We start from the raw sequence: 11,328 nt of genomic DNA, 5'->3' as shown, positions 1-11,328 counted from the left end.
CAAACCCGATATGAGCATCGAACAGACCTCCACGAACCCGTCCGCCCGCAAGCCGCGCGTCGCGCTGGTCTTCGGGGGGCGCAGCTCCGAGCACGGCGTCTCGGTGGTCACCGCCGGCAGCGTGCTCAAGGCGATCGACCGCGACAAGTACGAGGTGCTCCCGATCGGGATCACCCCCGAGGGCCGCTGGGCGCTGGTCAGCGACGAGCCGGCCCGGATGGCCATCACCGAGGGCCGGATGCCGGACGTCCAGGGCGTCGCCGAGGCCGTGGGCGGCCAGGTCGTGCTGCCCGCCGCCCCGGGCGACCGGGAAGTGGTCCTCAGCGAGCCGGGCAGCGCGCCCAAGGCGCTCGGCGAGGTCGACGTGGTGTTCCCGCTGCTGCACGGCCCCTGGGGCGAGGACGGCACCCTCCAGGGCCTGCTGGAGCTCTCCGGCGTCCCGTACGTCGGCAACGGCGTGCTGGCCAGCGCGGCCGGCATGGACAAGGAGTTCGCCAAGCGCATCCTGGCCTCGCACGGCCTGGGCGTCGGCCACTACACGATCGTGCGCCCGCGCGACTGGGAGACCGAGGCGGGCCGCGCGGACGTGCGCGAGCGGGCCGCCGCGCTGGGGCTGCCGCTGTTCGTCAAGCCCTGCCGGGCCGGCTCCAGCATCGGCATCACCAAGGTCAAGGACCTGGCCGACCTGGACGCGGCGATCGAGGAGGCCCGCCGCCACGACCCGAAGCTGATCATCGAGGCCGGGGTGTCCGGCCGCGAGATCGAGTGCGGCGTCCTGGAGTTCGAGGACGGCCCGCGGGCCAGCGTGCCGGCCGAGGTGCTGGTCGGTGAGGGCTTCGACTTCTACGACTTCGAGGCCAAGTACATCGACTCCTCCGAGGTGAGGATCCCGGCGGCGCTCACCGCCGAGGAGACCGCGGAGATCCAGCGGCAGGCCGTGGCCGCGTTCGAGGCGTTCGGCTGCGAGGGCCTGGCCCGGGTGGACTTCTTCCTGCTGGAGGACGGCTCCTGGATGATCAACGAGATCAACACGATGCCCGGCTTCACCCCGATCTCGGCGTACCCGAAGATGTGGGAGGCCAGCGGGGTCGCGTACCCGGAGCTGATCGACCGGCTGCTCGCGACGGCGCTGCGGCGCTCGACGGGCCTGCGGTAGCCGTACGGACGCGGAAGGGGCGGGCCGTCGGGCCCGCCCCTCCTCCGTTCGTCCGTGCGCCGGCCCCGTCAGCCGGGGAAGCCCTGTCAGCCGGGGATGTGGGCCTTGACCAGCGGGGTGAGCGCCGCGGCCGGGTCCAGCGGGCTGCTGTAGACGCCGGCCGGGGAGATCACCTCGACATAGGCGCGGCGCATGGTCGCCACCAGGCGGTAGCTTCCGTCGTCGCGCTTCTGCGACCACCAGGTGACGTCGTCCACGGTGGGCGAGAGGTCCTTGGCGTGCGGGCCGTTCAGCTCCTCCGGGCGCTCGATGCCGCAGCGCATCACCGTCCGGGGCGAGCTGCCCCAGACGGCGACGTACGGCGAGGCCGGCGAGCTCTCCTCGCGCGGGTGCCCGAGCAGCTCCTGCGGCAGCGCGGCGGCCAGCGCCTTGCAGTACCCGGCCTCCCTGGGCGTGGGGTTCGGCACCTCGATCCGCGAGGCGGCCGAGCTCCAACTGCCGATCAGCACCACGGTCGTGCAGGTCAGGGCGAGCGGCAGCGCCAGCCAGCGCACCGGTGCGGGCAGCGCCCGCAGCGCCTTGGGGATACGGAGGTCTCGGGCCACCCGCCGATCGTATCCGGGGCCGGGGGCCTGTCTTCACGCCCCTACAGGTGCACCACCGGACAGGTGAGGGTGCGGGTGATGCCCTCCACCTTCTGGACCTTGGCGACCACCATGCGGCCCAGGTCGTCCACGGTGTCGGCCTCGGCCTTGACGATCACGTCGTAGGGGCCGGTCACGTCCTCGGCGGCGATCACGCCGGGGATCTTGGCGATCGTCTCGGCCACGGAGGTGGCCTTTCCGACCTCGGTCTGGATCAGGATGTATGCCTGTACCACGGGTGCCTCCCGGCGGCCGGTTGCGGGAATCGACGCGGTGTTCGCCCGGCCTGTCGTCGGGGTGGGAACGGGCTCACCGGCAGTCCGATCACCACGCTACCCCGCGTCAGGCGTGGGAGGGGAGACCTCGGGGGTCCGTCTTCGCGGCGCACCCGGGGTCCGGGAAGGGCGTACGCTGCGCGCGGGGGAGCGCGACGGGGGCCGGCAGTGTGGACGAGAACGCGAGACGTGAACGCGAGAGGACGGCAGATGCAGGGGACCGTGGGCGAGCTGGGCGAGTTCGGGCTCATCAGGGAGCTGACCGCCCGGGTACCGCTCACCGACGTGGTCGACCTCGGCCCCGGTGACGACGCCGCGGTGGTGAAGGCCCCGGACGGCCGGGTGGTGGCCACCACCGACGTCCTGATCGAGAACCGGCACTTCCGCCGGGACTGGTCCACCGCCTACGACGTGGGCCGCAAGGCCGCCGCGCAGAACCTCGCCGACGTGGCCGCGATGGGTGCGGTGCCCACCGCGATCCTGCTCGGGCTGGTCGCCCCCGCCGACCTGCCGATCACCTGGGCCACCGAACTCATGGACGGGCTGCGCGACGAGTGCCAGGTCGCCGGGGCCACCGTGGTCGGCGGCGACGTGGTGCGCGGAGACACCGTCACGCTGGCCATCACGGCGCTCGGCGACCTCCAGGGGCGCGCGGCCGTGACGCGCTCCGGCGCGCAGGTCGGCGACGTGGTCGCGGTGTGCGGCTGGCTCGGCTGGTCCGCGGCCGGACTCACCGTGCTGCAGCGCGGGTTCCGCTCCCCGCGCGCCTTCGTCGAGGCGCACCGCCGGCCCGAGCCGCCGTACCACGCGGGCCCGGCCGGGGCCGAGCTGGGCGCGACCTCGATGATCGACGTGAGCGACGGGCTGGTCGCCGACCTCGGCCACGTGGCCCGGGCCAGCGCGGTGGACATCGACCTCAGGGTCGCCGACTTCGACGTCCCGGCGCAGATGGCCGACATCGGGCAGGCGGTCGGGGTGGACCCGCTGGTGTGGGTGCTCTCCGGCGGGGAGGACCACGCGATCGTGGCGACCTTCCCGCGCGGGGTCCAACTCCCCTCCCGCTGGCGGGTGGTGGGCGAGGTGACCGGCCGTCCGGCGGGCTCGCGCAGCGGCCGGGTGACGGTGGACGGCGCGCCCTGGGACCGGGTCGGCGGCTGGGACCACTTCGCGGAGTGACGCCCCGGACGGGTGAGGGGCGGGCTTCGGGGATCCGTTGTGCGTAGGCTTGGGCCGTCCGAGCCAGCCCGCCCCCCGGCGCGGGTGGTCCGAACCACTGCGAGCGGAGCACGCCACACATGCGCATCGGTGTCCTGACCAGCGGCGGCGACTGCCCCGGCCTCAACGCCGTCATCCGGTCGGTGGTGCACCGGGGCACGGACGTCCACGGCGACGAGATCGTGGGCATCGAGGACGGCTTCCTCGGCCTGATCGAAGGCCGCACCCGGCCCGTCTCGCACGACGACGTCACGGGCCTGCTCACCCTGGGCGGCACCATCCTCGGCTCGGCCCGGGTGCAGCGCGAGCGCATCGCCTGGGCGGTGGAGAACGCCAAGACCCTCGCCCGCGACCTCGGCATCGACGCGCTGATCGCCATCGGCGGCGAGGGCACGCTGACGGCCGCCAAGCAGTTCAGCGAGGCCGGGCTGCCGGTGGTCGGGGTGCCCAAGACTATCGACAACGACATCGACGCCACCGACGTCACCTTCGGCTTCGACACCGCGGTGCACGTCGCCACCGAGGCGATCGACCGGCTCAAGACCACCGCAGAGTCCCACCAGCGCGTCATGGTCGTGGAGTTGATGGGCCGTCACACCGGCTGGATCACCCTCACCGCGGGCATGGCCGGCGGCGCGCACGGCATCCTCATCCCGGAGAAGCCCTTCGACATCGAGGCGGTGGCCCGGATAATCGAGGACCGCTTCGCGCGCGGCAAGAAGTTCGCCATCATCGCCGTCGCCGAGGGCGCCTGCCCGGTGCCCGGCACCATGCGCTTCGACCACGGCGAGGTCGACCGGTTCGGGCACCGCACCTTCGGCGGGATCGGCAACCGCCTCGCCCACGAGCTGGAGGACCTGCTCGGCAAGGAGGCCAGGCCCGTCATCCTCGGGCACGTCCAGCGCGGCGGCACCCCCACCGCCCGGGACCGGGTGCTCGCCACCCGCTTCGGCTGGCACGCCGTGGAGGCCGTCCACCAGGGGGCCTTCGGGCACTTCACCGCGCTGCGCCGCAACGAGATCCGGCTGCTGCCGATCGGCGACGCGGTGACCAGGCTCAAGACCGTCCCCGAGGACCGCTGGGCGGAGTCCGAGGCCGTCCTCTGAGGCCGTCCTCCGGCCCCGTCCTCTGACCCCGCGGGCGCGGGTAGGTTGGGGCGCATGACTGCTGCTCCTCCCCGCGTGCTGACCGTCGCCGGCTCCGACTCCGGCGGCGGCGCCGGCATCCAGGCCGACCTCAAGGCGATGCTCGCCCTCGGCGTTCACGGCATGAGCGTGATCACCGCCGTCACCGCGCAGAACTCGCTCGGCGTCCAGGGCTACTGGGAACTGCCCGCCGAAGCCGTCCGGGCGCAGTTCCGCAGTGTGGTGGACGACATCGGCGTGCAGGCCGTGAAGACCGGCATGCTCGCCTCGATCGAACTCGTCGAGACCGTCTCGGAGCTGCTCACCGGGCTGGACGCCCCGGTCGTGGTCGACCCCGTCGGCGTCTCCAAGCACGGCGACGCGCTGCTGGCCGCCGAGGCGGTGGCCACCGTACGGGAGAGGCTGCTGCCGGTCGCCACCCTGGCCACCCCCAACCTGCACGAGGTGACGCAGCTCACCGGCCGCACCGTCGAGGACGAGTCGCAGATGCTGGACGCCGCCAAGGCGCTGCTGGACCTCGGGCCGCGCTGGGTGCTGGTCAAGGGCGGGCACCTGGAGGGCGAGGCCGCGGACCTGCTCTACGGCGGGCCGGGGGAGGAGCACTGGTACCGGGCGCCGCGTCACGACAACCGGCACACCCACGGGACGGGCTGCACCCTGGCCTCCTCGATCGCGGCGGGCCTGGCCAAGGGGGAGCCGCTGCCGCAGGCCGTCGCCTCGGCCAAGGAGTACATCACCGGCGCGATCGCCGCCGGGTTCGCGCTGGGCGGCGGGATCGGGCCCGTCGACCACGCCTGGCGCTGGCGCTGAGAGCTCCGCCGGAACCTCTGCCGGAACCTCTGCCGAAGCCTCCGCCGAAACCGCTGACGGGCGGACATCCCTGAGGATGCCCGCCCGTCAGCGGTCACGGTCGGTCGGCGTCGCCGGAAACAGCGAAGCCGGCTCATCCGAGGATGAACCGGCTCACTGGAGGACCGGCATGCCGGTCTGCGCGTCAGCGCGAGACCTTACCGGCCTTGATGCACGAGGTGCAGACGTTGAGCCGCTTCGGCGTCCGCCCAATCACAGCGCGCACCGTCTGGATGTTGGGGTTCCAACGACGGGGGGTACGGCGGTGAGAGTGGGAGATGCTGTTGCCGAAGCCCGGCCCCTTGCCGCAGACGTCGCAGTTGGCAGCCACAGGAGTCACTCCAAGACTTCAGATCAGTTACTTTCGAAAACCCCGCCCACCCACCGGAGCACTCACGTGAACCAGACCGGACAAGGGGGTGAGCCTGGACGGTTCCAGGCAACCGGAAGAGCATACAACGCTTGCTTCCGTCCCACGAAACTACCATGACCTGCCGGGTGATCGCCCCGGTCGTCGGCCGGGGCGGCCCTCCCCGGCCCCCGATAACCTGCCGGTACCACCCCTCGCCGCCGCCCTGACGGTGCCCGCGCCCCTCAGGCCGCCCGCGGCGTCCCACCCGGAGGAGACACTCGGTGCTGCACACGCTCGACGCCCCGGCCGTGCGCACGTGGTGCCAGCTCGCCCTGCGCGCGCTCGGCCAGGCACGCGAGGAGATCGACGCGCTCAACGTCTATCCCGTCCCGGACGGCGACACCGGCACCAACCTCTACCTGACCGTCGAGTCCGCCGCCGCCGAGGTGGAGAGCCGCTTCGCCGACCCCGCCGCCGACCCGGCCCCCGGACTCGCCGACGCCGCGCGGGCGATGGCCCGCGGCGCGCTGGTCGGCGCCCGCGGCAACTCCGGGGTGATCCTCGCCCAGTGGCTGCGCGGCACCGCCGAGACGCTCGCCGAGGGCGGCGGCGCCGAGCAGCTGCGCGCCGCGCTGCAGCGGGCCTCCGACTCCGCCTACCAGGCCGTCGCGGAGCCCGTCGAGGGCACCCTGCTGACCGTGGCCCGGGTCGCCGCCCGCGAGGCCGTACGGGCCGGGGACGGGCTCGCGCAGGTCGCCGACACCGCGTACCGGGCCGCGAGGGACGCGCTGCGGCACACCCCCGAGCAGCTGGCCGTCCTCGCCGAGAACGGGGTCGTGGACGCCGGCGGGCGCGGCCTGGTCGCCGTCCTCGGCGCGCTCGCCGACGCCGTCGCCGGGCAGCAGCCGATGGGGCCCGTCGCCCTGCGCGGGGACGTACGGGCCGTGGAGAGCTGCGAGGGCCACGTACGGCCGCCCGGCCCCGGCCACCCCGCCTTCGAGGTCATCTACCTGCTGGACGCCCCCGACGCCGCCCTGCCCGCGCTGCGCGAGCGGCTCGGCGCGCTGGGCGACTCCCTGGTCATCGGCGGCGGCGACGGCCTCTGGAACGTCCACGTGCACGTGGACGACGCGGGCGCCGCCGTGGAGGCCGGCGTCGGGGCCGGGCGGCCGCACCAGATCCGGATCACCCACTTCGCGGAGGCCGCAGCCCGGGCCGGGGCCGCCGACGCCGAGCGCGGGGAGCGCGAGGAGCGGGCCCGCGCGGTGCTCTCCGTGGTCTCCGGCGAGGGGCTGGCGGAGCTGTGCGAACAGGCCGGGGCCGTCGTCCTGCACGCCGACCCGGACCGGGCCCCGGCCAGCGCCGAGCTCGCCGACGCCGTACGCCGCTCGGCCGCCCGGGAGGTCGTGCTGCTGCTCAACGACCCCGAACTGCGCGCCGCCGCCGGTGCCGCCGCCGACCAGCTACGGGAGGAGGGCGTGCGCATCGCCGTCCTGCCCACCCGCTCGCCGGTGCAGGGGCTCGCCGCGCTCGCCGTGCACGAGGGCGGGCGGCGCTTCGACGAGGACGTGGTCGCCATGACCTCCGCCGCCGGCGCCACCCGCTACGCCGAACTCGCCGTCGCCGAGGGGGAGTCCTGGACGATGGCCGGGGTCTGCCAGGCCGGGGACGTGCTCGGGCTGATCGACGGGGACGTCGCGGTGATCGGCGCCGGACTGCCCGAGGTCGGCGAGAGCGTCCTGGACCGGATGCTCGGCGCGGGCGGCGAACTCGTCACCCTGATCCTCGGCGAGGGCGCCGACGCGACCCTCGCCGACCGCCTGGTCGCCCACGTGCGCCAGCAGCGGCCCGAGGTCGACGCGGTGGTCTTCCACGGCGGTCAGGAGTCGGCGCCGCTGCTCATCGGGGTGGAGTGAGCGGTTCTCTGTCGGTGCGGTGGTGTAAACAGGGGCGTTGATGGGCGCTCTCGATGAACCACTGACCAAGCTCGTCGGCGACCGCACCGCGAAGGTGCTCGCCGACAGCCTCAAGCTGCGCACGGTCGGGGACCTGGTGCACCACTACCCGCGCCGCTACGTCGAGCGCGGGCAGCTCACCAGCCTGGACGAGCTGGAGATCGACGAGCACGTCACCGTGCTGGCCCGGATCGAGAAGGTCACCCTGATCCCCTTCCGGGGCCGCAAGGGCGACCGGCTGGAGGTCGTCGTCACCGACGGCCGCAGCCGGCTCTCGCTGGTGTTCTTCAACCAGGGCTGGCGGCAGAAGGACCTCAGGGCCGGTGCCCAGGGCCTGTTCGCGGGCAAGGTCGGCGTCTTCAACCGCAGTCGGCAGCTGGTCTCGCCCGACTACCAGCTCCTCGACGAGGAGGCCGGCTCGGAGGCCGCCGAGCAGTTCGCCGGCCGCCTCATCCCGGTGTACGGCGCCAGCGCCCAGATGCCCAGCTGGAAGATCTCGCTCTGCGTCGACATGGCGCTGGAGTCGCTGGAGAAGACCGGCTGGGAGGGCGTCGGCGAACCCCTGCCCGCCGAGCTGCGCGAGCGCCACGAGCTGATCCCGCTGCCCGAGGCGCTGGAGCTGATCCACCGCCCCCGCAGCCAGGCCGACCGCGAGCGCGCCCAGAGCCGCCTGCGCTGGGACGAGGCCTTCGTCCTCCAGGTCGCCCTCGCCCAGCGCCGGGCCGCCGACTCCGCCCTGCCCGCCAAGCCGCGCCGGGCCCGCGAGGGCGGCCTGCTGGACGCCTTCGACGCCCGGCTGCCGTTCACCCTCACCGAGGGCCAGCGGAAGGTCTCCGAAGAGATCGCCGCCGACCTCGCCACCGAACACCCCATGCACCGCCTCCTCCAGGGCGAGGTCGGATCGGGCAAGACGCTGGTCGCGCTGCGGGCCATGCTCGCCGTGGTGGACGCGGGCGGGCAGGCCGTGCTGCTCGCACCCACCGAGGTGCTGGCGCAGCAGCACCACCGCTCGATCGTGGAGATGATGGGCGACCTCGCCGAGGGCGGGATGCTCGGGGGCTCCGACCTCGGCACCCGGGTGGTGCTCCTCACCGGCTCGATGGGCGTTCCCGCCCGCCGCCAGGCGATGCTGGACATGGCCTGCGGGGACGCCGGGATCGCGATCGGCACCCACGCCCTGATCGAGGACAAGGTCCAGTTCCAGGACCTCGGCCTGGTCGTGGTCGACGAGCAGCACCGCTTCGGCGTCGAGCAGCGGGACGCGCTGCGCGCCAAGGGCGAGCAGCCGCCGCACCTGCTGGTGATGACGGCCACCCCGATCCCGCGCACCGTCGCGATGACGGTCTTCGGGGACTTGGAGACCTCCGTCCTCGACCAGCTGCCCGCCGGGCGCTCGCCGATCTCCACCCACGTCGTCCCGGCGGTGGAGAAGCCCAACTTCCTCACCCGGGCCTGGGAGCGGGTGCGCGAGGAGGTCGGCAAGGGCCACCAGGCGTACGTGGTCTGCCCCCGGATCGGGGACGAGGAGCCGGAGGCCGCCGGAGCGTCGTCGAGCGCGTCGAAGAAGAAGCGCAAGGCCCCCGAGGACGCCTTCGAGGAGGTCGCCGACGCGGGCGCGGCCTCCGACGAACGCCGGCCCCCGCTGTCGGTGGTGGAGACGGCCGGAATGCTCGTCAAGGGCCCGCTGAGCGGCCTGCGGGTGGAGATCCTGCACGGCCGGCTCGCCCCCGAGGCCAAGGACGAGGTGATGCGCCGCTTCTCCGCCGGGGAGGTGGACGTGCTGGTCGCCACCACCGTCATCGAGGTCGGCGTCAACGTCCCCAACTCCACCGCGATGGTCATCATGGACGCCGACCGCTTCGGCGTCTCCCAACTCCACCAGCTGCGCGGCCGGGTGGGCCGGGGCAGCGCGCCGGGCCTGTGCCTGCTGGTCAGCGACATGCCCGCCGCCAGCGCCGCCCGGGCCCGGCTGGACGCGGTGGCCGGGACGCTGGACGGCTTCGAGCTGTCCCGCATCGACCTCGAACAGCGCCGCGAGGGGGACGTGCTGGGCCAGGCGCAGTCCGGGGTGAAGTCCTCCCTCAAGGTGCTCTCCGTCCTGGAGGACGAGGAGGTCATCCTGACCGCCCGTACGGAGGCCACCCGGCTCGTCGCCGAGGACCCGGAACTCGGCGCCCACCCGGACCTGCGCACCGCGCTGGCCGCCCTGCTCGACGAGGACCGCGCGGCCTACATGGAGAAGGGCTGACGGCCCTTCCGGGCAGGCCCGATCGCCAGGCCCGATTGTCAGACCCCCGGGAGAGAATGAAGGTGTTCAGGGCGCACCTGCAAGGTGCGTACCGGGCACGACACTTGGGGGTCCTGCCATGGCATTCCGTCATCTCAACGAGCTCCCGCTGGGCGACAAGGTCTTCCGGATCGAACTGGCCAGCGACGACGACCGCGAGGTCACCCTCACCCTGACCGGCTGGCGCGAGGGCGAGGCCTCGTCCCCGCTCGCCTCGGGCCGGCTTCGCCTGCCGGTCGAGGACGTCGCCTCGCTGCGCATCGCGCTCAACCGCGCGCTGCGGGCGCTGGCGATCGTCGCCGACGTCTCCGAGCCCATCCCCGACCGCGACGTGCTGCGCGAGCTGTACCCCGGCCACGGCGCCCCCTGGGTGCCGCAGCACGAGGAGGAGCTGGTCCGGCGCTTCCACGACGGCGAGACCATCGCCCGGATCGCCGCCCGCTTCGGCCGCACGCCCGACTCCGTCCGCACCAAGCTGCGCGAGCTCGGCCACGACCCGCGCCGCCCCGAGTTCTGCCCGCCCGACGGCTGCCTGTCCTGGTCCCGCTACGCCTCGCCGGCCCTGCTCGGCGCCTCGATCCCCAACCAGCCGGCGGGCTCCGAGGCCAGCTGACGACCTGAACGCGCCCGTGGCCCGGTGGGGGTTCCCCGCCGGGCCACGGGCGTTCGGTACGGGTGCCCGCCCGCTCGCCCGCTCGCCTCCGGGGCGCTCCTGACCCGGCGCCGACGGTCGGCGCTCCCTCGCTCCTCCGTCGCTCCCTCGCTTCTCCCTTTCGGCACCGGCGCGCCCCTTCGGCTCGGGGCGGGATAGCGTGGTCGGGCAGCGACGAAAGGACCCTTCCCCACCATGACCCGCGTGATCGCCGGGGCGGCCGGTGGCCGCCGGCTGGCCGTACCGCCCGGCCGGGGCACCCGGCCGACCTCCGACAAGGCCCGCGAGGCGATGTTCTCCACCCTGGAGGCGCTGCGCGGCACCCTGCACGGGGCCCGGATGCTGGACCTGTTCGGCGGATCGGGCGCGGTCGGCCTGGAGGCGCTCTCGCGCGGCGCGGAGCACGTGCTGCTGGTCGAGGCCGACGCCCAGGCGGCCCGGGTGATCCGGGAGAACGTCCGGGAGATCGGCCTGCCGGGCGCGCTGGTGAAGGCCGCCAAGGCGGAGAAGGTGATCGCCGGGCCCGCCCCGGAGGCGCCGTACGACCTGGTGTTCCTCGACCCGCCGTACGCGGTGACGGACGCGGAGCTGCGCGAGATGTTGACCACACTGTCGGCCGGGGGCTGGCTCGCGGAGGAGGTACTCGTCACCGTGGAGCGCAGCACCCGGGGCGGCGAGTTCGGCTGGCCCGAGGGTTTCGAGGGGCTGCGCTCCCGCCGCTACGGCGAGGGCACGCTCTGGTACGGTCGCGCCGCCGCCGCGACCGGCGATCACGACTAGCGGTCCGCGGCCCGCAGT

Annotated in this window: 11 protein-coding genes; 8 read left to right on the top strand and 3 right to left on the bottom strand. The window is 73.9% G+C overall.

Annotation, left to right across the window (positions count from 1 at the left end; translation table 11 throughout):
* Positions 1 to 10: 10 nt before the first annotated feature.
* A complete protein-coding gene (locus ACIBCA_RS34790; protein WP_396287109.1) occupies positions 11 to 1,156 on the top strand; it encodes a D-alanine--D-alanine ligase family protein in 1,146 nt (381 codons plus the stop codon).
* An 86-nt stretch (positions 1,157 to 1,242) separates the two neighbouring features.
* Here ACIBCA_RS34790 and ACIBCA_RS34785 read toward each other — a convergent pair whose 3' ends face one another.
* Positions 1,243 to 1,761, bottom strand: a complete 519-nt coding sequence (locus ACIBCA_RS34785) for a DUF3515 domain-containing protein (RefSeq protein ID WP_396287108.1) — start codon at positions 1,759 to 1,761, stop codon at positions 1,243 to 1,245.
* Between the two features lie 41 nt (positions 1,762 to 1,802).
* Positions 1,803 to 2,036, bottom strand: a complete 234-nt coding sequence (locus tag ACIBCA_RS34780; protein ID WP_396287107.1) for an Lrp/AsnC family transcriptional regulator — start codon at positions 2,034 to 2,036, stop codon at positions 1,803 to 1,805.
* A gap of 249 nt (positions 2,037 to 2,285) precedes the next feature.
* Here ACIBCA_RS34780 and ACIBCA_RS34775 point away from each other — a divergent pair, with 249 nt between their 5' ends.
* The 3 genes from ACIBCA_RS34775 (at position 2,286) to thiD (ending at position 5,245) form a co-directional block, all read left to right on the top strand.
* Positions 2,286 to 3,251 (top strand): thiamine-phosphate kinase, encoded by a 966-nt coding sequence (locus ACIBCA_RS34775; protein ID WP_396287106.1) that lies wholly within the window; start codon positions 2,286 to 2,288, stop codon positions 3,249 to 3,251.
* A 119-nt stretch (positions 3,252 to 3,370) separates the two neighbouring features.
* Positions 3,371 to 4,396, top strand: coding sequence for an ATP-dependent 6-phosphofructokinase (locus ACIBCA_RS34770; protein ID WP_396287105.1), 1,026 nt, complete (start codon positions 3,371 to 3,373; stop codon positions 4,394 to 4,396).
* Positions 4,397 to 4,450: 54 nt separating this feature from the next.
* On the top strand, positions 4,451 to 5,245 hold the full coding sequence (gene thiD, locus ACIBCA_RS34765) for a bifunctional hydroxymethylpyrimidine kinase/phosphomethylpyrimidine kinase (RefSeq protein WP_396287104.1): 795 nt from the start codon (positions 4,451 to 4,453) through the stop codon (positions 5,243 to 5,245).
* A gap of 184 nt (positions 5,246 to 5,429) precedes the next feature.
* Here thiD and rpmB read toward each other — a convergent pair whose 3' ends face one another.
* Positions 5,430 to 5,615 carry a 50S ribosomal protein L28 gene (gene rpmB, locus ACIBCA_RS34760; protein ID WP_014138233.1) on the bottom strand — a complete coding sequence of 62 codons (186 nt, stop codon included), beginning with the start codon at positions 5,613 to 5,615 and terminating at the stop codon, positions 5,430 to 5,432.
* 302 nt (positions 5,616 to 5,917) lie between these two features.
* Between rpmB and ACIBCA_RS34755 the strand changes: the two genes are divergently transcribed.
* The 4 genes from ACIBCA_RS34755 to rsmD all read left to right on the top strand — a co-directional run bounded on the left by ACIBCA_RS34755 (position 5,918) and on the right by rsmD (position 11,310).
* Entirely contained in the window at positions 5,918 to 7,552 is a 1,635-nt protein-coding gene (locus ACIBCA_RS34755) for a DAK2 domain-containing protein (protein WP_396287103.1), read from the top strand.
* Between the two features lie 40 nt (positions 7,553 to 7,592).
* The gene (gene recG / locus ACIBCA_RS34750) at positions 7,593 to 9,839 is read left to right on the top strand and encodes an ATP-dependent DNA helicase RecG (protein ID WP_396287102.1); all 2,247 of its coding nucleotides are present in this window, start codon (positions 7,593 to 7,595) and stop codon (positions 9,837 to 9,839) included.
* Between the two features lie 118 nt (positions 9,840 to 9,957).
* Positions 9,958 to 10,491, top strand: coding sequence for a hypothetical protein (locus ACIBCA_RS34745; RefSeq protein WP_396287101.1), 534 nt, complete (start codon positions 9,958 to 9,960; stop codon positions 10,489 to 10,491).
* A gap of 234 nt (positions 10,492 to 10,725) precedes the next feature.
* Complete coding sequence (gene rsmD / locus ACIBCA_RS34740; protein WP_396287100.1) at positions 10,726 to 11,310, top strand: 16S rRNA (guanine(966)-N(2))-methyltransferase RsmD; 585 nt, start codon at positions 10,726 to 10,728, stop codon at positions 11,308 to 11,310.
* Positions 11,311 to 11,328 lie beyond the last annotated feature (18 nt).

This window comes from Kitasatospora sp. NPDC051170, assembly GCF_044455705.1.
In the GTDB taxonomy this organism is placed as follows: Bacteria; Actinomycetota; Actinomycetes; order Streptomycetales; family Streptomycetaceae; genus Kitasatospora.
Note: the sequence above shows the minus strand (reverse complement) of the source record. Positions and strands in the feature narration are given on the sequence as shown.